At 69.4% G+C, this 19,911-nt stretch carries 21 protein-coding genes; 6 read left to right on the plus strand and 15 right to left on the minus strand.

Going from position 1 to position 19,911, the window contains the following annotated elements; genetic code table 11:
- Positions 1-7: 7 nt before the first annotated feature.
- Both HUA78_RS04005 and HUA78_RS04010 read right to left on the minus strand, forming a co-directional pair.
- Positions 8-490 carry an ATP-dependent helicase HrpB gene (locus HUA78_RS04005; RefSeq protein ID WP_174475695.1) on the minus strand — a complete coding sequence of 161 codons (483 nt, stop codon included), beginning with the start codon at positions 488-490 and terminating at the stop codon, positions 8-10.
- A gap of 17 nt (positions 491-507) precedes the next feature.
- A complete protein-coding gene (locus tag HUA78_RS04010; protein WP_174453648.1) occupies positions 508-927 on the minus strand; it encodes a hypothetical protein in 420 nt (139 codons plus the stop codon).
- Positions 928-1,197: 270 nt separating this feature from the next.
- Between HUA78_RS04010 and HUA78_RS04015 the strand changes: the two genes are divergently transcribed.
- Complete coding sequence (locus tag HUA78_RS04015; RefSeq protein ID WP_141649449.1) at positions 1,198-1,524, plus strand: PilZ domain-containing protein; 327 nt, start codon at positions 1,198-1,200, stop codon at positions 1,522-1,524.
- 24 nt (positions 1,525-1,548) lie between these two features.
- On the opposite strand, the gene HUA78_RS04020 is transcribed toward HUA78_RS04015, so the two are convergent.
- Positions 1,549-1,956, minus strand: coding sequence for a response regulator (locus HUA78_RS04020; RefSeq protein ID WP_141649448.1), 408 nt, complete (start codon positions 1,954-1,956; stop codon positions 1,549-1,551).
- Positions 1,957-2,288: 332 nt separating this feature from the next.
- On the opposite strand from HUA78_RS04020, the gene HUA78_RS46175 reads away from it, so the two are divergent.
- Positions 2,289-3,779 carry a hypothetical protein gene (locus HUA78_RS46175; RefSeq protein WP_254623536.1) on the plus strand — a complete coding sequence of 497 codons (1,491 nt, stop codon included), beginning with the start codon at positions 2,289-2,291 and terminating at the stop codon, positions 3,777-3,779.
- A 12-nt stretch (positions 3,780-3,791) separates the two neighbouring features.
- Here the strand turns inward: HUA78_RS46175 and HUA78_RS04035 are convergent, their stop codons facing one another.
- The 9 genes from HUA78_RS04035 to HUA78_RS04075 all read right to left on the minus strand — a co-directional run bounded on the left by HUA78_RS04035 (position 3,792) and on the right by HUA78_RS04075 (position 12,743).
- A complete protein-coding gene (locus HUA78_RS04035) occupies positions 3,792-4,160 on the minus strand; it encodes a hypothetical protein (RefSeq protein WP_141648829.1) in 369 nt (122 codons plus the stop codon).
- A gap of 98 nt (positions 4,161-4,258) precedes the next feature.
- Complete coding sequence (locus HUA78_RS04040; RefSeq protein ID WP_141648830.1) at positions 4,259-4,969, minus strand: SH3 domain-containing protein; 711 nt, start codon at positions 4,967-4,969, stop codon at positions 4,259-4,261.
- Positions 4,966-6,828 carry a BatD family protein gene (locus HUA78_RS04045; RefSeq protein ID WP_174461509.1) on the minus strand — a complete coding sequence of 621 codons (1,863 nt, stop codon included), beginning with the start codon at positions 6,826-6,828 and terminating at the stop codon, positions 4,966-4,968. The genes HUA78_RS04040 and HUA78_RS04045 overlap by 4 nt, the downstream gene beginning before the upstream one ends.
- Positions 6,812-7,819, minus strand: a complete 1,008-nt coding sequence (locus HUA78_RS04050) for a tetratricopeptide repeat protein (protein ID WP_174475696.1) — start codon at positions 7,817-7,819, stop codon at positions 6,812-6,814. The genes HUA78_RS04045 and HUA78_RS04050 overlap by 17 nt, the downstream gene beginning before the upstream one ends.
- Positions 7,816-8,877, minus strand: a complete 1,062-nt coding sequence (locus HUA78_RS04055) for a VWA domain-containing protein (protein ID WP_141648832.1) — start codon at positions 8,875-8,877, stop codon at positions 7,816-7,818. The genes HUA78_RS04050 and HUA78_RS04055 overlap by 4 nt, the downstream gene beginning before the upstream one ends.
- The gene (locus HUA78_RS04060) at positions 8,874-9,884 is read right to left on the minus strand and encodes a VWA domain-containing protein (protein WP_141648833.1); all 1,011 of its coding nucleotides are present in this window, start codon (positions 9,882-9,884) and stop codon (positions 8,874-8,876) included. Before HUA78_RS04060 ends, HUA78_RS04055 begins: the two co-directional genes overlap by 4 nt.
- Positions 9,859-10,857 carry a BatD family protein gene (locus HUA78_RS04065; RefSeq protein ID WP_174475697.1) on the minus strand — a complete coding sequence of 333 codons (999 nt, stop codon included), beginning with the start codon at positions 10,855-10,857 and terminating at the stop codon, positions 9,859-9,861. The genes HUA78_RS04060 and HUA78_RS04065 overlap by 26 nt, the downstream gene beginning before the upstream one ends.
- The gene (locus HUA78_RS04070) at positions 10,854-11,735 is read right to left on the minus strand and encodes a DUF58 domain-containing protein (RefSeq protein WP_141648835.1); all 882 of its coding nucleotides are present in this window, start codon (positions 11,733-11,735) and stop codon (positions 10,854-10,856) included. Before HUA78_RS04070 ends, HUA78_RS04065 begins: the two co-directional genes overlap by 4 nt.
- 18 nt (positions 11,736-11,753) lie before the next feature.
- Positions 11,754-12,743, minus strand: a complete 990-nt coding sequence (locus HUA78_RS04075) for a MoxR family ATPase (protein ID WP_174461512.1) — start codon at positions 12,741-12,743, stop codon at positions 11,754-11,756.
- A gap of 184 nt (positions 12,744-12,927) precedes the next feature.
- Between HUA78_RS04075 and HUA78_RS04080 the strand changes: the two genes are divergently transcribed.
- Positions 12,928-13,833, plus strand: coding sequence for an alpha/beta fold hydrolase (locus HUA78_RS04080; protein WP_174475698.1), 906 nt, complete (start codon positions 12,928-12,930; stop codon positions 13,831-13,833).
- Between the two features lie 9 nt (positions 13,834-13,842).
- Here the strand turns inward: HUA78_RS04080 and HUA78_RS04085 are convergent, their stop codons facing one another.
- From HUA78_RS04085 to HUA78_RS04095, 3 genes are read right to left on the minus strand one after another with little or no spacing between them, the layout of a single operon-like run.
- Positions 13,843-15,258 carry a M14 metallopeptidase family protein gene (locus HUA78_RS04085; protein WP_174475699.1) on the minus strand — a complete coding sequence of 472 codons (1,416 nt, stop codon included), beginning with the start codon at positions 15,256-15,258 and terminating at the stop codon, positions 13,843-13,845.
- A 23-nt stretch (positions 15,259-15,281) separates the two neighbouring features.
- The gene (locus tag HUA78_RS04090) at positions 15,282-16,199 is read right to left on the minus strand and encodes a type VI immunity family protein (RefSeq protein WP_174475700.1); all 918 of its coding nucleotides are present in this window, start codon (positions 16,197-16,199) and stop codon (positions 15,282-15,284) included.
- Entirely contained in the window at positions 16,196-17,029 is an 834-nt protein-coding gene (locus tag HUA78_RS04095) for a hypothetical protein (RefSeq protein ID WP_174475701.1), read from the minus strand. Before HUA78_RS04095 ends, HUA78_RS04090 begins: the two co-directional genes overlap by 4 nt.
- A 148-nt stretch (positions 17,030-17,177) precedes the next feature.
- On the opposite strand from HUA78_RS04095, the gene HUA78_RS04100 reads away from it, so the two are divergent.
- From HUA78_RS04100 to HUA78_RS04110, 3 genes are read left to right on the plus strand one after another with little or no spacing between them, the layout of a single operon-like run.
- A complete protein-coding gene (locus tag HUA78_RS04100) occupies positions 17,178-18,188 on the plus strand; it encodes a DUF2157 domain-containing protein (protein ID WP_174475702.1) in 1,011 nt (336 codons plus the stop codon).
- 1 nt (position 18,189) lies between these two features.
- A complete protein-coding gene (locus tag HUA78_RS04105; protein ID WP_174475703.1) occupies positions 18,190-19,293 on the plus strand; it encodes a DUF4401 domain-containing protein in 1,104 nt (367 codons plus the stop codon).
- Positions 19,293-19,907, plus strand: coding sequence for a GDYXXLXY domain-containing protein (locus HUA78_RS04110; RefSeq protein ID WP_141647963.1), 615 nt, complete (start codon positions 19,293-19,295; stop codon positions 19,905-19,907). The genes HUA78_RS04105 and HUA78_RS04110 overlap by 1 nt, the downstream gene beginning before the upstream one ends.
- Positions 19,908-19,911 lie beyond the last annotated feature (4 nt).

Consider the following 19,911-nt stretch of genomic DNA (forward strand, 5'->3'; position numbering starts at 1 on the left):
GCGCTCCTCAAACCTGCGTCTGCAGGACCTGCTTGACGCCGCCGGTCGCCTTCTCGACAACCTTGCCGGCGAGGTCGAGCTCCTGGCTCGCCCGGTAGACCTGGGCCTGCAACGAGAGCAACTCCCCCGGCGTGAAGTCGCGACCCGACTCCGCCAGCTCCAGGATGTGGTCCAAGCGCTTCTGCGCCTGCCCCACCCGCTCCAATGCCTGCGCGGCCTGCTGCTCTCGCGCCGTCTGGACGGAGTCCACCCGCGTCCCCGTCCTCGCCTCCGAACATCCCGCCGGGGCTTGCGTCCCCCCGCCTTCGGCCCGAGCCACGCCCCTCGTGGCCTCGACGGGCGGACGCGCCACGCCTTCCGTCGTCACCGAGGTCGTCGCCTCGCGCGCGGGGGCCCGGACTCCCTCCAGCACCTTGTCGAATCGCTCCCGGCCGGGCTCCACGGACGCCAGGCCCGCACCGCTCACCGCTCCCACCTTGTCCACGCTCATTGCTCGCCGCGCCCCTCTCAGCGGATGTTGTTGATGGCGGCCTTCGCCGAGTCGTGGCGGACCTTCATGATGTTCGAGACCGCGTTGTGCTCGCGGCTCTCCCGCTGCATCTCGTTCTGGAGCTGCAGATAGGCCGCGTTGAACTTCTGGCCGTCCGCGCTGAGCGCCTTCTGCGCCTCCAGCAGGTCCCACGCATCCCCGTTGCCCGTCGGCGTCCCCAGCGAGGCGCCCGCTGCGGACGTGGACGCGGCCGACGTGGTCGTCGCTCCCATCGGCACCACCGAGGAGACCGCCATCTTCGTACTGGAGACGGCCGCGCTCAGGATGGGACCCGATGGAATCATCCCGCCCACGAGCCCCGCCCCCTTGCTCACCACCTGGTGGGCCGCGTGCGCCAGCACCGTGCCGAAGTCATTGCGCGGCGTCTGCCGAGGCATGGTGGGGGTGATGCTGAGCGACTGAAGCCTGCGGTGGTTCGGGTCCAAGAGCTGCCTCCGGCGGCGGGTTGCGCAGGGGGCTCTTCAGGCGACGTGCCAGATGAAAACCCAAGCAATCCCGCGCTCATGGCCGCGTCGCGCGCGCCAGGAAAACTCCAGGGGCCGGGAGGAGCGTCCGTCTCACGGGACGGCGGCGCGAGGACGGAAACTTGCCTCGCACGCAAGGTGCCTCAGAGTTGTCGCACCCTGTCGCAGTGAGGAGCTGAGCCGATGAACACTTCCAATGGTGGACCCCATATCGCCGAGCGCTTCCACCCGCGCGTCGAGGCGTCCCTCCCCGTGAAAGTGCTCCTGCCAGGACGCGCCGTCATGGCCCGCGCCCGCGATGTCTCCATGGCGGGGCTGTTCCTGCTCGCGCACCCCGGAGATGCCCAGCGCCAGCTGACGCTCAGCCTGCCGCTGCCAGGGGACAAGGAAATCGTCACCACCTGCACCATCCGCCGCCGGGAAGCGGACGGCGTGGCCCTGGAGTTCGGTGAGCTCGACTGGGACGACCTCATCGCCCTGGCGCGCTTCCTCCATCCGCGCCTGCCCTGAGCGGGGAGGTCCGTCCCCGTCGCTTCAGGCCGGTTCCGAGCGAGGCGAGGCCACTCGCAGGCGCTCCACCAGCGCCATCAGCTCCGCGCCTCGGAAGGGCTTGTGGATGTAGCCGTCCGCGCCCGCCAGCGTGGCGCTCTCCATGTCCGACTTCTTCGCCTTCGCGGTGAGCATGTAGAGCGGCACCGTCGCGGTGACGGGGTCGCTCTTCAGGATGCGACACGCGGAGATTCCGTCCAGCTGCGGCAACACCACATCCATCAGGATGAGGTGGAAGGTCCGGCTGCGCGCCAGCTTCAGTCCCTCCAGCCCGTTGGCCGCGCACACCACCTCCACGGTGCCGTCGCTCAACATCGAGCGCACCAGCTCCCGGATGACCGGTTCATCCTCGACGAGCAGGATGTGGAAGGGTGCCTGGGACATGCCAACCATGTTTCTCCGGCGCGACTCTGGACCTCAGAGGGACGATGATTCGCGGGCGCGCCACCCCCACTGCCGGTGCCACCTGCCGCGCGCGGTATAGCCCCGCCGACACCACGCGCACCAGGGTTGCTCCATCATTTGTGTGGAGCACCACGCATCAGCCATACGTAAGCCAACGGGAGAGGGGATGCCTGACTTCCATGCCCGCCCGCTCATCAGCCAGTCTGACAGGGGGATGAAGCCGCCTTGTCCCTCCGGACGCGCCCCCCGGGCCCCCATTTTCACCCCTCCCCGCGAGGCGTCAGGTGATGGGGGTCCCGGAGCGCTATGATGGGCCCGAAATGGCCGCAAAACTAGAATGTCCAGAGTGCAGGGGCACGGTGGAAGGGGACGACTTCCAGTGTGAGTTCTGCGGGTTGCTCCTGGACCCGGAGCAGGCCAGCGGGGAGTACATCGTCACGGAGCCCACCATCGTCCGGGCCCTGCTCTCCCCACCCCAGCGCAGCAGGACCATGGAAGTGCCCAGGCCGCCGCCCCAGCGCCCCGCGCCGCAGGACCTGGCCACCGCGCGATTCACCGTGCCCATGGACGCGGACACCGTGCCGCACCTTCGTGCCGGACTGAACATCGCGTTGCAGCCCCTCCACCCGTTCGAGGCCCACATCGCGTCCTTCGTCGACGGAGTCCACGCGGTGCCCCAGCTCGCCCTCGCGGCGCGGCTGCCTGAAATCGAGGTGAAGGTCGTCCTCAAGGCCCTGCTGGAACGAGGCGTGCTGGAGCTGCGCCGCGCGCCTGGCAGCCCTCCACGACGAAGCCGGACCGACGAGCTTCCCGTGCTCGACGGCAGCGAGTTCCTCACCCCGGAAGCGCCCGCGTTCGACGACGTAGAGCCCTCCACGATTCAGGACGACGAGGTCCCCACGCTCACCGGGGAGCGTCCCGCCGTGCTCATGGCCCTGGGCGCCGAGGAGGACCTCTCTCCCATGGCGCTCGGCGACGAGGAGCCCTTCGCACCTCCCGCTCCACGTCCCACGAGGTCCACCACGTCCGGCGGGGCACATCCGAGCGCGCCCTCGCAGCCGACTCGCGCCATGCGCCCCGGCGTCGCCCAGGCCCCGCGCGCCAGTGGCTTCACCGAACACGTCACCTTCCCGGGAGCCCCTGCTCCGCCCGCGAAGGAGCACCCCTCCGCCGCACGCCCCGGTCCGCCCCCCTTGCCCGCCACGGCGCGCACCGGGCCTCCTCCGGCGACACGCAGTGCCCCCAGCGGGCTGGGGGGGTCGACCCGGGTCGTCGCCCCGGCCACCGCCGCGCCACCAGTGGCCAGCCGTCCCGCACCGGCCCCTCACGTCACGGCGAGCTCGGTGCCCACCCTGCCCGCATCGCCGTTCCCCCCGTCGGCGGCGAGCCCACCACCCACCCTGGCTCCCCTAGCCCCGGAGCGCGCACCGCGCCCCATGCGCCCCACCATGCCCCTGGACGCGCCCGCTCCGGTGTCCACCACCCAGACGCCGGAAGACTTCCTCCAGCGCGCGGTGCGGCTGGAGCGCGGAGGCCATGTGGACCGCGCCATCGAGGTCCTCACGAAGGGCATCGACCGCGCCCCCGAGGCCGCCGCGCTCCACAGCAAGCTGGCCCTCATCCTCGTCCACCAGCGCAAGGACTACGTCCGAGCGGCCCGACTGCTGGAGCGCGCGGTGGAGCTGGAGCCGGGCAACACCGTCTTCCAGCAGAATCTCCTGAAGGTCGCAGCGCTGTCCGCGGCCTCCGCTGGACAGGGCAAGGAGCGCAAGCCCGGACTCTTCGCCCGCCTCACCGGCAAGCGAAGCTGAGCGGCCCGTCACTCAAGGACTGCCGCTGTCCAACAAGCGCTCCGCCTCTTCCAACGAGAAGGCGAGGTGCGCGTCGTAGCCCAGCTCACGACTGGTGCGCTCGAAGACGAGCGCCGTGTCGACGGAGCGGCCCACCACCCGCACCACGCGACGGAAACCCCGGACCTTCGCGGCCTCCATGATGCGCCGCAGTTGCACCGTGGCCTCGGCGTCCAACGACGTCACGCCCTTCATGTCCGACAGCAGGTCGAACCGAGGACGCAGCCGCTCGATGGCCCGCACTGCCGCGTCGCCGACGCGCTGGGCCTCTTCCCTGGCGATGTCACCCCAGATGCGCACCACCAGTCGGTTCTTCCCGACAAGGGCCTCGACTTCGAACACGGGGCTGAGACCTCCAAGGAAAACCCGCCATCCCTTACAGAGAGTCTACCCCCGGCGTCACGCGCGCTTCCAGGTTTCGTCCCGGCGTGCCGGAACGCTCAGATTTCCGCCACGCCCTCGCGCTCGGCCCAGCCTTCCAGTCCGTTGGGCAGACGGATGCGCACGAAGCGGCCCGTCTCCTCCAGGAGCCGCACCTTGAGGCCCGCATGCACCTCGAAGATGGAGCGGGCGCCAGGCTGCGGCAGCTCCCGCGCCACCAGCGTGGGCGACAGCACCACGGCCTCGTGCACCGTCTCGTCCACCCATGCATGCGCAGCCAGCAGCGCGCCCGTGGGCACCGCCACGGTGAACAGCAACGCGGCGACGATGCCCAGGCCCGTGCGGCGTCCCGGCTTCAGCCACCGCCACACCAGCAGGAGCAGCAGAGCGGCCACCCACGTGCCCAGAAAGGTCCACGCCACCACGGTGCCGTCCGTGGCCGCCGTCACGCGCGGAAGGAACTCCTCCTCCGCCGTGGCGCCCACCACCTTGTCCACCTGCCGCGCGCGCGCCACGGCCAGGTTGGCCTCCAGGTCCGGCGCGCGGCCGCCCTGCTTCTTCGCCTGCTCCAGCGAGAGCACCGCGCGGCCCAGGTCCCCCCGCGCCAGGTGCGTCGTGCCCAGGTTGTAGAGGACGTCCGCGCCGCCATGGCCATGCGAGAGGAGCTTCTCGTAGCCATCCTGCGCCGCCGCGTAGTCCTCGCGCGCGTAGGCCTCGTTGGCTTTCAGGAAGACGTCCTGCGCCTCTTCAGGCGAGTAGTACCCGCTCACGCCCAGCCCTCCATGGCCGCGACCGCGGCATCCATCACCTTCTGTCGCGCGGCGGCATCACCTCCACCGCCATAGCGGCCCAGGTCACAGGCCTCCAGCACGTACAGCACCCGGGCACGTCGCTCCTGCGCCACGCCCGCCGCCGTCATACGCTCGCCAATGGCCTCGCGAGTGAGGCCAATCACCGGGCCGCCCAGCCGCGCGCCCAGGAAGCCATGCAGCGCCTTCTCCACCTCGGTGTAGAAGGCCCCCGCGTCGGCGCCGGCCTGGAGCTTCTCCGCTTCCACCAGTCGCTTGCGCGCGGCCTTCGCCTGCTGACGCCCCTTGTCCGCCTCGGTGCGCGTCGCCATGCGGCCTCGCACGCCGCCCAGGAGCGCCGCGCCCGCGAGCAGTCCCAGCGGGGCCAGCACCAGCGGCACGAAGAAGCTCCGCTTCCACGGTGGCTCGGACGGCGCGACGAAGCGCGCCTGGTAGCGCACCGGCCGCAGCCCACCGGACGTCAGCACGTTCTTCTGCTCGTTGGCCGAGTCCGCCACATGCGCGGACGACGTGGGCGGCAGCGCCGTGCTGCCCGCCGCGGGCTCCACCGTGAGGGTGATGGGGTCCGTGCGCGAGACCTCGTAGGAGCGCGCGCGTGCATCGAAGAAGGGAAACTCCAGCGCGGGCAACGTGAAGGTGCCCGTGCGCTGCGGCATCACCAGGTACTCCACCACGCGCCGACCCTGGACCCGGTTGCGCTGCGGCGCCACCTTGTCCGTCGTCGTGGGGTCATAGATTTTCAGCGCGGAGGGCCCGGTGAGCTTCGGCGGGTTGACGTTCTTCACGTTGCCGGAGCCCTCCAGGATGACCTTCACCGTGATGGGCTGTCCCAGCTCCACGCGCGTCTGCGACACGTCCACGGACAGCCGCCAGGCGCCCACGTTCGCATTGGACATGCCCTGCGGCGCACCGGGCGGCAGGGGCGCCACCTTCACCTTGAGCCCGTTGGACACGCGGTGCACGCGGTGGCCCGCGAAGAGGAAGCCCGTGGTGATGTCCGCCTCCGCCGCGGAGATGGACAGCGTGCCGGCCTTCACCGGGAAGAGCGCGCGACGGCGCAGCAGATAGGCCCGGTACGGGACGCCGTCGACGACCTTCTGCTCACCGGACAGCTGCGTGGGGCTCTCCACTTCCTCCGTCCAGAAGCCCTCCAGCTTGGGCATCGTGACGGCATCCACGCTGGACAGGTCCACGCGCGAGTAGATGTAGAGCGACAGCGTCACCTGCTCGCCCACGAAGATTTCGTCCCGGTCCAGGCTCGAGCGCAGGAACAGGTCCGAGTCTCCTCGGGGAATCGTGGGCTCGTCCTCCGGCTCATCAGCGAACGGGTCCGGCAGGCGTGAGGGCATGCTCGCGAACGGGTCCGGCAGTCGCTGCTGCCGGCCGGACTGCGCGGGTGGAGGCCCCAGCCGTCCCGGCTTCACGTCAATCTGCACGGAGTCCGTGCGGTGCGTCTTGCCCGCGGTCGTCATCTCCGACGGAGGAATCGTCAGCTTCCCCGCGCGATTGGCCCGCATCACCATCACGTACTTGGTGACGTCCTGGATGTTGGCGGGCCCGCCGCCGGACCAGGAGACGGAGCGCTGCGTGCTGCGTGAGCTGTTGACGACCTCGAAGTCGTCCGACCGCGGCAGCTTCACCTTGGCGTCGGCGGGCGCATCCACCGTCACCACCGTGAGCAGGAAGGTGTCCTCGCTGCCCACCTCCTCGCGGTTCACCGTCTGGTAGAACTCGAGGCCCGCCGCCCATGCCGGCGCCGAGGCCAGCAGGGCCAGCCCGACGAGCACCGCCACGGGGCCGCTGCTACCAGTCCTTCTCATTGGCCTTCCTCTGCTTCTTCTTCTGCTGGAAACGCCAGAGCTGGAGATTCTTCTCGTTCTGCTTCATCGCATCCAGCAGGCGCTCCGCCTCCTGCCGGTCCAGCTCCGATGGACTCACTCCACCATCCGAGCGCGAATCTTCCGCGTCACCCTCCGACTCGCTGCCCCCATCCGTCCCGCCGTCCTTCGGGTCGCCCTCGCCCTCATCCTGACCGCCGTCGGAGCCACCGTCGCTGCCGCCATCACCCTTCTGCGGAGGACCCTCCTGCCCGCCGTCGCCACCATCCGCGCCGCCGTCACCACCCCCATCCGCGCCGCCGTCACCTCCGCCATCCGCGCCCCCGTCACCACCCCCGTCGGCACCGCCATCCGCGCCACCGTCCTGGCCTCCGTCGGTTCCCCCGTCCACGGGAGTCCCACCGTCCGCCTTGGTGCCGCCGTCCTCGCCTCCGTCGGGCCGACCACCGTCCGTCCCGGAGTCACCGCCACCATCCGAGCCGCCATCCGCCGAGTTGTCCTGCGGCGGAGGAAGGTTTCGCAGCACCACCTCGTAGTTGTGCCGGGCCTGCACGTCCTGCGGGTCCAGGGTCAGCGCGCGTCGGTAGGACTTCAGCGCCTCCACCCGGTCCCCCGTCGTCGCGGCGAGGTTGCCCAGGTTGTACCAGGCCTTCTGTCGCAGGTCGGGGCGGTTGGACTCCGTCACCCCGCGGAAGACCTCCTGTGCGTCCTTCACCCGGCCCAGCTTCGCCAGCGCGTCGCCCCGGTTGAAGTCCACCGCCGGGTCATTGGGACGCTCCTTCTTCGCGTCCTCGAACGCCTTCAGCGCATCCTCGTAGCGGCCCGCCAGGTACGCCTCGCGTCCCTGTTGGACCCGTGGATGGTCCCTCTCCAGCGGCCCCGCGCCGAGCGCCGACAGCGGCAGCACGAGGCACGCCACACAGGCCAGCAGTCGCGCGCCGCGACGTCGTCGTGTCTCGAGGCTCGCGCTCATGGCGACGACCTCCTGCGCGTGGACGGCAGCAACATCATCCCCAGCACGAGCAGCACCAGTCCGGGAATCGCGAAGGACTGGAAGCGCTCGTCGTAGCGGACCGTCACCCGACTCTCGAGTTCGCTCTTCTGCATCTGGTCGATGCGCTCCACCACCTGGCTCATCGCCACGCCGCGCGGTTGGAAGAAGAAGGCCCCACCGGTGGCCTCCGCGATGGCCGTCAGCCCCGCGCGGTCCAGGCGCGTAATCACCGTGTCTCCGGCCGAATCCTTCTTGTAGTCCACGAACTCGCCGCGCCGGTCATAGACGGGAATGGGCTCGCCAGCCTCGGAGCCCACGCCCACCGCCAGCACCTGGACGCCCGCTTCCTTCAGCGCGTCGGTGGCCTCGCCCACGTCGCCGACCAGGTCCTCGCCATCCGACAACAGCACGACCACGCGCTCTTTCGAGCCGCGGTCCGCGTTCTCGAGCACCTGATGGGCGAGCCGCAGCGCCGCGCCCACGTTGGTGCCCCCCTGGGGCATGACCTCCGGGTCCACCGCGCGCAGGAACAGCTTCACCGCCGAGTAGTCCGACGTCAGCGGGGACTGGATGAAGGCATCCCCCGCGAAGACGACCAGGCCCACGCGGTCGCCCTTCAGCTCGTCCAGGAGCGTCGTCAACTCCAGCTTGGCGCGCTCCAGCCGGCTGGGCTGCACGTCGCGCGCGAGCATGGACTTGGACGCATCCAGCGCCACCACCACGTCGATGCCGCGCCGCTTCGTCAGCTCGCTCTTGGTGCCACACTGCGGCTGCGCCAACGCGAAGCCGAACAGCGCCAGCCCCAGGCCATACAGGCTGCCCTGCGTGGCCGGACGCCACACGGAGATGCCCGGCGTGAAGCGCTCGGCGTGCCGCTCATGCAGCACCGCGCGCACGCGGGAGCGGCGCCTCAGCGACAGCGTGAGCGCGAGCAATCCCAGCAGCACGCCCACCAGCACGAGCCCCAGGAACAACGGCTGGGCGATACCCGCCTGATAGCCGAGCACGGTGAAGCGCCAGGGTTCCACGGGCGTCACGGGAAGACCCTCAGGAAGGTCGCGCGCAGGAGCAGCTCCAGCGCGACGAGACCAAAGGCGGCCAGCAGGAACGGATGGAACTCCTCACGGTACGTCGCGGAGGCGCCCCCCTCCATCAGCTTGGAGCGCTCCAGCGAGTCGAGCACCTTCTGGAGTCCCCGGCGCAGGCCCTCGGGGTCCGTGGCGCGGTAGTACTCGCCGCCCGTGCGGTCCGCGATGTCCTGCATCAGCTCCGGGTTGATGGGAATCTCCGTCTCGCGCCACACGGTGTTGCCGAACAGGTCCGTCCCCTGAGGGAAGGGCACCTTGCCGCCCTTGCCCACGAGGATGGTGTAGATGGGCACGTGGAGCGCCTCCGCCATGTGCGCGGAGTCGATGGGGGACAGCTTCCCCGCGTTGTTGTCGCCGTCGGTAATCAGCACCACGACGCGACTCTTCGCCTCAGAGTCCCGCAGGCGATTGAGCGACGTGGCGAGCGCGTCACCGATGGCGGTGCCGTCCTCCAGCACGCGGGTGCGCAGCTGCTTGATGACTTCCTTCAGCACGCCGTAGTCGAGCGTCAGCGGCGCCTGCGTGTACGCCGCGCCCGCGAAGACAACCAGGCCGATGCGGTCATTCACCCGGTTGGCGATGAACTCGCTGAGCACTTCCTTGGCCACGTGCAGGCGGTTCTGCGGCCGGAAGTCGCCCGCCTCCATGGAGGTGGACAGGTCCAACGCCACCACGATGTCGATGCCCTCCACCGACAAGTCGCGCACGCGAGAGTCGCGCACCTGGGGCCGGGCGATGGCGAACACCGCCGCCGCGACGGCCACCGCGCGCAACAGCGGCAAGAGCGGCAACATGTACGTGCGCAGGCCCTTGCCACTTCGGGCGAACACGTTCGCCGCTGAGAAGCGCAGGGGCGCGCGAGCGCGACGCTCCCGCCAGGCCTGCACCAGCAGGAGCGGCACGAGCAGCAGTCCCCAGAGCGCCTCGGGGTTATTGAACGCGGGGAGCGGCGGCATTGGCGGGAGCCTGAGGCGGCGGGGGCGGAACGTAGGTCTTGTCGATGAGTTCGTAGCCGAACAGCAGCGCGTCTCGGCAGCTCTCGGGCGTCGCATCCGCCCGGGCGTACTTCACCATGTCCGACTCGGACACGAAGCGCATCAGCTTGTCCTCGGGAAGCCCGAGCGGCGACAGGCGGCGCAGCGCGGTCATGAGCTCCGAGCTGGTGCACTCCAGCGCCTCGAAGCCATAGCGCTCGCCCAGATACCCTCGGACGATTTCGGACAGGCGGAAATAGTAGTCCTTCACGTGGCCACGCCCCGGGAGGTTCTCCGCCTTGAGCGAGTCCAGCGCCTTGCGCGTTCGTACGTCCAACGGCAGGGGCGGCGGCAGGTTCACGTGCTTGGGGCGGTTCTTCCACCAGCGCACGAGCGCCCAGGCCAGCAGGCCCGCGGCGAGCACGCCCAGCAGCGTCAGCACCAGCCGCCACGAGCGGATGGGCACCTCCTGCGGAGGCTGGATGTCGAACAGGTCCGCGCCCTTGCCCTCTGCGTCCGGGGGCAGCGTGGCGGCCACCTCCACCTGACGACCCGGCAGCGAGTAGTGACGCGGCCCCTCCGGCGTCGCCACGTCGAACTCGAGCGGCGGCACCTGCACCGTGCCCAGCGCGAAGGCGGACAGGCGCACCGCGAACGTCGTGGTGGCCGAGTCGGGCCCGTCATGGCGCTGGCGCGTCTGGTCCAGGAACTCGAAGTCGCCCGTCTCCTTGGGCACCGCCAGCTCGTAGCGGTGGTCCTTCGGATGCGTGAGCACCACGTGGTAGGTGAACGGGTCGCCGATGCGCACCTGCTGCGGCTCCACGCGCACCGACACGTCCAGGGGCTGCGTCACCTCGTGCGCGGGCACGCCCGGGGGATTCGGCTGGGACTTCGCCCCCGCCGGAAGCGTCCCCAGACACAGCAGCACCGCGAGCAGGACCATGCACCGGCTCATGCCGCCATCCTCCGGGCCCGCGCGCGGAAGAACTGCGCGAGCGCCTTGCCGTGGTCATCTCCGGCGCGCAGCTCCACGTGGTCCAGCTCCAGCTTCTTGAAGAGCTTGCGGCGCTCGTCGCGCGCGCCCTGCATCGCCCGGGCATAGCGTCCGCGCACGCCCGGGTCGCTCGTGTCCACGACGAAGCGGTCTCCCGTCTCCGGGTCCTCCATCTCCACCAGCCCCAGGCGCGGGAAGGCCTCTTCCAGCGGGTCCTCCACCACCACCGGGACAAGGTCGTGCTTGCGCCCCACCAGTCGCAGCGGCTTCTCGAAGTCGCGCGCCTGGAAGTCGGAGACGAGGAAGGTGACGGCCTTCCGCTTCGCCACCTGCGTCAGGTACGTCAGGCCCGTCGCCAGGTCCGTGCCCTTGCCCACCGGCTGGAAGGTGAGGATGTCGCTCACCAGGCGCAGCACGTGGGTGCGGCCCTTGCGCGGCGGCACCACCTTCTCCACCCGGTCCGAGAAGAGGATGAGTCCCACCCGGTCATTGTTGGCGATGGCGCTGAAGGCAATCTGCGCGGCGACCTCGGCGGCGATTTCCGACTTGGTGCGCTCGCGCGAGCCGAACTCCTTGGAGGCCGACACGTCCACGAGGAGCATCACCGTCAGCTCGCGCTCCTCGGTGAAGACCTTGACGTAGGCCTCGTTCATCCGCGCGGTGACGTTCCAGTCGATGATGCGAATCTCATCCCCGGGCTGGTACTGCCGCACCTCGGAGAAGGCCATGCCCCGGCCCTTGAAGACCGAGTGGTACTGGCCCGCGAGCATGTCGGAGACCACCTTGCGGGTGCGAATCTCCAGCTTGCGGATGCGGCGGATGAGGTCCTTGGGCAGCACGGGTCGCTCGTCGGGCGGTCAGGGAACTTCGACGCGATCAAACACGCGCTGGATGATTTTCTCCGGGGTGAGGTCCTCGGCCTCCGCCTCGTACGTCATGGCGATGCGGTGGCGGAGCACGTCGAAGGCGATGGCCTTGACGTCCTCGGGCGTCACGAAACCCCGGTGGCGCAGGAAGGCATGCGCGCGCGCGGCCTGCGCCAGGGAGATGGTGGCACGCGGCGAGGCGCCGAACTGGATGTAGTCCGCCAGGTCCTTGAGGCCGTACTTGGCGGGCTCGCGCGTGGCGAACACCACGTTGAGGATGTACTCCTTCACCTTCTCGTCCATGTAGATGGTGTGGACGAGCTCGCGGGCGCGGATCAGGTGCTCCACCGCGATGACCTTCTGCGCGCGCGGAGTCGTGCCACCGGACATGCGGTCCATGATGACCTTCTCTTCGTCGCGCGTGGGGTAGCCCACCTTCACCTTGAGCATGAAGCGGTCCACCTGCGCTTCGGGCAGCGGATAGGTGCCCTCCTGCTCGATGGGGTTCTGCGTGGCGAGGACGAGGAAGGGCGAGGGCAGCCCGAAGGTCTGGTCGCCAATCGTCACCTGTCGCTCGGCCATGGCCTCCAGCAGGGCGGACTGCACCTTGGCGGGCGCGCGGTTGATTTCGTCGGCGAGGACGATGTTGGCGAAGATGGGACCCTTGCGGACGGTGAAGTTCGCCGCCTGCTGGTTGTAGATCATCGTGCCCACCACGTCGGCGGGCAGCAGGTCCGGGGTGAACTGGATGCGCATGAAGCTGGCGCTGAGCGCGTCCGCCACGGTGCGCACGGTGAGCGTCTTGGCGAGACCGGGCACGCCTTCCAGCAGCACGTGGCCATTGCACAAGAAGCCGATGAGGATGCGCTCCAGCATGTAGCGCTGGCCGACGATGACCTTGCCGGTTTCCTGGTTGAGGACCTCGACGAAGCTGCTTTCCTGCTGCACGCGTTCGTTTAGCGCGCGGATGTCCGTGTTCATGACGCCTCGGTAAGGACTGGCGGCGGGCAGCCTAGGGTTGACCGGGTATCGGGCTCAACACCGCAGAAGGGCGGGCATTCCAGTAAGTTCCGAGTCGGCCCCCCGGAGGGCTCCACCCCATGACCCTCTTGCCCCCCACCCTCTGTACCACCCCGCGCGGCCCGGTGGGGCCCCAGGACGGGCCATGAAGGGCTCTCCCCTGGCGAAGTCCCCCACGGCGGGCCCGGTGGAGGCCAGCCTGCTGGCACAGCTCTCCCCCGGGGTGAAGGCGACGGTGCACTGGGTGCCTGGAGGGGGCGCGCTGCGGGTGCTGGAGGGGGGCCAGGGCCCCACGGTGGTGCTCCTCCACGGGCGTGGCGGGGCGGCCTCGACGTGGTTCGCGTACCTGACGGCCCTGGCGCGGGGGCACCGGGTGCTGGCGGTGGACCTGCCGGGCTTCGGGATGTCGTCCCCTGGAGAGGGCCCCGTCCGCTCGGCCGAGGAGGGGGTGCGTTTCTTCACCGACCCGGTGGAGGCGCTCCTGGAGCGGCTCGCCCCTGGGCCCGTGGCGGTGGTGGGTCACTCGCTGGGCGGGCTGGTGGGGCTGGAGCTGAGCCTGCGGGCTCGTGTGCCGGTGGAGCGGCTGGTGTTGGTAGACAGCATGGGGCTGGGTCCGGAGCTGGAGCGCAAGGCCCGCGTCTTCTTCCGCGCGGGGCCGGAGCGACTGGCGCGCTCCCTGGGGCCCTGGGCCTGGGCGCGGATGATGCCTCCGGTTCCGACGCCCTTGGGATTGCGGCTCGGGGAGCTGGGGTACGAGCTGGTGTCGGCCCCTGGCGGACGTGACGAGGCGACGCGGGCCTTCAATCGACTGGTGCCCCTCACGGGGCCCGTGTTCCACCACCGCGAGCGGCTGGCCGAAGTGAAGGTCCCCGTGCTCCTCATCTGGGGTGAGCGTGAGGACGTCCTGCCCCTGTCGCTCGCCGAGGAGGCCCTGCGGCGTTTTCCGCGCGCGAGGTTGCTGCGCGTGGACGCGGCGCACAGCCCTCATCAGGAGCGCCCCGAGCGCGTGCTTCCGGAGCTGAAGGCGTTCCTGGAGGCGGAAGCTCCGTAGCGGCTCGGCTCAGGGGTCGAAGCGGATGACGCGTTCGATGCGATAGGTGTTGGATGCCTCCAGCGGCTTCAGGAGCATCAGGTCCGCGCGCTGGCCCAGTGACAGGGACTGCTTCGCGGGGCGGGTGAGCCGGTACGTGTCCCCGGGCTTCGCGCCCTTGCCCGTCAGCGGCACGACGAAGAGTCCCTTGCCGTCCACGGTCTCGACCGCACCGAGGATGCGCAGGTCGCCCAGCTCCTCGACCTTGCCCACGTGCGCGAGCAGGAGCTTCTTGCCCTGACCGCGCACCGCGCGACTGACGGCGATGCCCACGTCGCCCGTGAAGGGCTTGCCGTCCGCGCCGAACATGCCGACGCCCTTGAGCAGCAGGTGGACGAGGCCGGAGCTCTCGTTCTCGGGGATGGAGTCGTAGCGGGAGACGTCGGCCTTTTCGGCCTGGCCATTCGCCAGGGCATCCAGGGCCGTGGCGAGCGCGACGAAGTTGAGGCGGACCAGGGGCTCGTCTGGCGGCAGGGACAGCCATGCGCCGGTCTCGATGAGGACGGTGGGCGTTCCCCAGAGCGTCATGTTGTCGCCGAAGGCACGCACCTCGAAGGAGTCGTCGTAGCGGCCGACCTGCCCGGGCGCGAGCGTCTCCACGGCGTCTCGAATCACCGCGCAGACCTTCTTCGCGAGGATGCGTCCGGGGTTGTCACTCCGGGCGCGGTCGAAGGCGGGGGCGAGCAGGGAGATGGAGGCGGGGCGACCGGTGTCGCCCACCGCGTGACGCCAGCTCTGGTTGTGGAGGTTGAAGCCGACGGAGGGCTGGTACTTGTCGCGCAGGGACTTGAGGGTGCGGGCCTCGGGCGTCTGGAGCGCGAGCGCGTCCCGGTTGATGTCGATGCCCTGGGCATTGCGACGCTGGAAGCGCTCTGCGCCGTCGGGGTTGAGCATGGGCACGGCGTGGAGGGTGAGGCTGGAGAGCAGCCGCGCGACCCACGGTTCCTCGCGATGCGTGCGGAGATACTCGAAGAAATCGAGCAGCGCGGTGGTCGCGGTGGGCTCGTCGCCGTGCATCTGCGACCAGAGCAGGATGTGGCGCGGACCGGTGCCCAGGGTGACGTGGTAGAGCGCGCGCCCTTCCACCGAGTGCCCCGCGACCTCCAGTTGGAACAAGTCGGGAGCGCGGGCCTGGAGGGCCTTGAGGTGTTGCTCCACGTCGGGGTGCCGGACGAGCGGCGCCACCGGGAGCGCCTTCGAGTGGACCTGCTCCCACCGCGCCGCGAGCGCCTGGGGGCCGGGGATGGAGACGGAGGAAGAGGAGGACATGGCGGGAGCGGCGGACTGCGCGGAGCGGGCGTGGACCGTGCCCACGAGGCCCCAGGTGAGGACGAGGAAGCAGCGAGCGACGAATCGACTGTAGCGACGGCGTCCGACGTGGTGCATGGCGGTGTCCTTAAGGTCGCGAGTCAATCAAGGAAGCGGCGCTCCCAGCGACGGATTTCTTCTGGGGTGAGGCCGCCCCATGGGCCTTCGTGTCTGTAGAGCCACGGCTCCAGCACGCGTGCCAGCTCGCGGTAGTGCGGCAGTCTCTCTCCGGCCTCCAGGTCTCCCGCCTCGGGCCACTCGCCCAGGGACACCATGGCCCGTGAGCCATCAAGTTCCCGCACCGTGGTCCCCGGAAACGTCAAACGGTCGCGGAGCCCCGCGCTTCCTCCCAGTTTGTCCAGGACCGGAGAGCCCAAGAAGGTGAGCCAGGCAGGTCCACGAATCATCGCACCCAATTGGTCGGTGAGTTCATCCATCCCCGACAGGCCAATGCCAGGATGACGAAGCGCGGCGGCACGCACCGGTTGAATATTGCTCTGGAGCCATCCTCGCATCCGGAATGCGAGTCCGACCTCACCTGAGTTGAATGGAAGCCCCTCCGCCAATTCCAATACAAGGGCGCGCACCCGCGCTGGACCCTGTGCCTCCAGAAACTCCGTGGGCAGCCAGAACTCCACCGCTGAGGTCGGCACAAGGCCCCAAGACCGTGCGAGCGGATCCTCCAGTGACTTTCCCAGATACGTGAATCCGAAAGCCAGTTCATCTCCTCCGCGGCCTCTCAAATGAATGCGCGCGGAGTGGGGACGCGACAGCCATTCATCAACCTGCCCCCATCCCTTTTCGTCGAGGACGTCCCACTCACCCTTCTGGGTGTCGAACTCATCCAAGGCATCCATCCCCACCGCACGGCGATAGACCTCCAAGGCGTGTCGGACCCGATGGGAAATCAGCGAGTGCTCGCACTGGAGATAGAACGAGATGCTCACGCTGTCTCGAAGGACCAGGAATGGCTCTCCCTCGACGTCCTGATGCGCGCGGATTTTGGGAGCGCGTTTCATCGTGAGATTCCCCACCTGGGAGAGACACGCGCCGGTTTTATCTGCAGCATCAGCAGCCTCAAGTAGGCATCCCCCTGGTCCTGCGTCGAGTGTGGACCACCCCTCGGATAGGGACTCCACGATGGTTCGCTCGGATTCGCACAGGGAAACTTGAAGTCATAGGCAGTCTGCGTCTTCAGCGGGTCCCCTTGCGCGTGTATCACGACATCGGGAACCAACGTGCCCGCGAGGAGATGGAACAGTCCATCCGCGAGCCACTGCCTCACTTCGTCTGGTTCGAGCAGCCTCAACTGCCTCGTCCTCGCGTCCGGGAAATAACGCGGCTCCACGCTGAAGCTCCCCGGGAACCGCTCGCTCAATCGCGCACGGGCACATTCCAGTGCAACCTCGTGCTTGGCACTCCCCATCTCCATCGCCCACGTCACCACGTTGTTCCTGGCATCGCGTCGCACCTCCTTCTCACACCACTCCCGGGTCGGTCGCTTCCCTTCTCCCAGCATCCGCTCATTCACTTCGAGGTTGGCCCGCTTCGCGCAGTCCACGAGGATCTCCTCGACCTGGGCGAGCTCCGCAGCCTCCAGGAACCGGAGCGTCGCGACCACCGTCCGCGCCCCCGAAGCGGCGCGCGACAGCCACGGCAACACGGCATCGTCTCCCACCTGAGTGTAACAGGCGGGATTTCGCAGACACGCGTTCGTCGCCGAGTCCACCGTCTGCTCGTAGCGACCAGACCGTTCGTGCCGCCCCGTGCTCGTCGTCGAGCACCCGGCCAGCAACACGCAGACCCACCACGCGACGGCACGAAGCACGGCGGATGAGACCTGGGACATGGGCTCCGCTCCCTCCCGAACGGCACCACCCGACCTCGACTGCTCGCGACGCGGGCAACCTACCACGCGCCCTCGTGGACACGACGGGGCTCGCAACCCACCCGCGCGGCACCCCGTGACGCTCGCGTCTTGGCTACACTGCGCGACCGTGCCGAAAGACCTGCTCGACCTCGATGCGACCCCCGAGCGCCTCCGCGCGCTCACGGACGCCAGAGTCATCCCTCCATCCAACCTGGAGCGCGCGCTCTACCTGTCCACCGCGTCGCCTCCCGCCGAAGCCTGGCGCCGCTTCGTGTCGTCCACGCTGCTGGGACTCGGCGCGCTGCTGGTGCTCTCCGGCGTCATCTACTTCTTCGCCTACAACTGGGCCGCCCTGCACCGCTTCGGCAAGCTGGGCCTCATCGCCACCGCCATCGCCGGCACCGCGCTGGGCGCTCGCAAGCTCGGCGACAGACTCGCGGGCCAGCTCTGCCTGCTCGCCTCCGCCGTCCTCGTCGGCGCGCTGCTCGCCGTCTACGGACAGGCCTACCAGACGGGCGCGGACCCATACGAGCTGTTCATCGGGTGGGCCGTCCTCATCCTCCCGTGGGTCGCCATGTCGCGCTTCCCACCCCTGTGGATGCTGCTCGTCATCCTCGCCAACACCGGCCTCGTCCTGTTCCAACAGCAGGTCCTCGGAGACACGGATCGCCTCATCACCTGGCTCGCGGTGGCTCTCGGCCTCCTCAACGGCTTCGCCTGGGCCACCTACGAACACTTCGCCAACCTGCGCGTCCCCTGGCTCCAGGACCGGTGGATGCCTCGCGTGCTCGCGGCGATGACCACCGCTCCCCTGCTCGCCGCCGGGGAGGCCTTCATCGTCATCCCCTCCGAAGTCGGCTCCGGCGCCGTCGTCGCCCTGCTCCTGCTCGTCGCGACCTTCGCCGCCGAATACGCGCTCCACCGCCACCTTCACGGTGAGCTGTTCCTGCTCACCATCGGCGTGCTCAGCCTCATCACGCTCATCACCACCGTCGCGGGCCGCATCCTCATCGTCGACATGGATGCCGACGAGCTCACCCTCTTCATCCTTCCATTCGTCCTCATCGGACAGGTCGCGCTCGCCGTCAGCTGGCTGCGCGCCGAGGCCCGCGCCACTGGCGCCACCGAGGAGTCCTGACATGTCCCTGCGTCCCTCCCTGCGACACGTCATCCAGGAACTCCAACGCGAGCACCAGCTCGACAAGCACGCCGAGGCCCGCGCGCTCGCCACCCTGGAGGTCCACCAGCGCTCCAGCACCGCCACACCCTGGTTCGTCAAAGCCCTCGCCGGCTTCGGTGCCTGGGTGTCCGCCGCCTTCCTGCTGAGCTTCTTCGGCTGCACCGGCCTCTACAAGGAAGAGGCCGCCCTCCTCTGCCTCGGCGTCCTGCTGTGCGTCGGCGCCACCTTCCTCCGACGCTCGGGCCAGGGTGCCTTCCTGGAGCAACTCGCCCTCGCCCTGGCTCTGGCCGGCGTGGGACTGACGACCAGCGGCATCGCCTTCATGGCCCGTGACGAAATCATCCCCGCCGTCGCGCACTTCATCGTCTGCGCGGCGTTGCTCGTCACCTTCCCAGACCCCGTCATGCGCTTCCTCGCCACGTTCAACATGGCTGGCGCCGCGCTCTTCATCCTCTGGGATGCGCTGGGCGGAGTGGGACTGGACCTCGGCATCCTCGCGTGCGCGGCGCTCGCGCACGGCCTCTTCCTCTTCCAGTCGCGCCTGAGCGCCGGTCCCCGGGGCGCGCTCGTCGGCCCCGCGGCCTTCGCGCTCGCGAGCGGACTGCCGCTCGTGCTCCTCGCGCGAGGCCTGCCCGACGTCATCGGCACCTTCCTCTTCGAGCGCGCGGCCCTGCCCATCCCCGCCCTCACCGTGGGCCTCACCACCATCACCCTCTTCACCGCCTGGAACGTCATGAGGGAGCTGGAGCTGGACCCCACCGGCGTCGCGGGCGCGGCTGTCTTCGCCGCCCTCACCGTGACGGCCCTCATCACCCCGCACACGCCCGCGGTCATCGCCGCCGTCGGATTGCTCACGCTCGGCTTCCATCGCCGCAGCAGCATCCTGCTCGGCATCGCCGTCGCGTTCCTCATCGCCTCGGGCGCCTGGTACTACTACGACCTGGGCCTCACCCTGCTGGCCAAGGCCATCGCGCTGGCCGGCAGTGGGCTCGTCCTGCTCGCGCTCAGATGGGTCCTCACACGGCGCTACCCCACGGCCTCCACGCCGGCGGAGGCACGCTGATGCGTTCAATCCTCTTCTTCGTCGGACTCGCGCTCGCGCTCCTCGTTCCGCTCGGCCTCGTCGCCCAGAAGGAGCACGTCCTCGCCACCGGGCAGACCGTGCTGCTGGAGCTGGCCCCTCGAGACCCTCGCTCGCTGATGCAGGGCGACTACATGGTGCTCGACTACGCCCTCACCCGCGCCCTCAACGTCGACGGCCTCGACGGCCCCAGCTCCGGCCTGCTCGTGCTCAAGCTGGATGAACACGGCGTCGGCCGCTTCGTGCGCATGGACAGCCCCGACCAGCCCCTCGCCCCCGGCGAGTTCAAGCTGAGCTACCGCACGCGCAAAGGCAGGACACGCCTGGGTGCCGAGTCCTTCTTCTTCCAGGAAGGTCACGCGGACCACTACGCCCGTGCGCGCTACGGAGAGCTGCGCGCCGCCACCAACGGCTCCAGCGTCCTCGTCGGACTCAGGGACGAGCAACGCCAGCCGCTCGGCGCCGGGCCCGACCCGGAAGCGTCTCCCACCGACGACACGCCACCGTCTCTCATCAACGAAATGGCGCCGTCCCCCACCGACGACACGCCACCGTCTCCCACCGACACGGAAGTGGCACCCACCGACACGCCGTAACCCC

This window comes from Myxococcus sp. CA033 (assembly GCF_013336625.1).
Lineage (GTDB): Bacteria > Myxococcota > Myxococcia > Myxococcales > Myxococcaceae > Myxococcus > Myxococcus llanfairpwllgwyngyllgogerychwyrndrobwllllantysiliogogogochensis.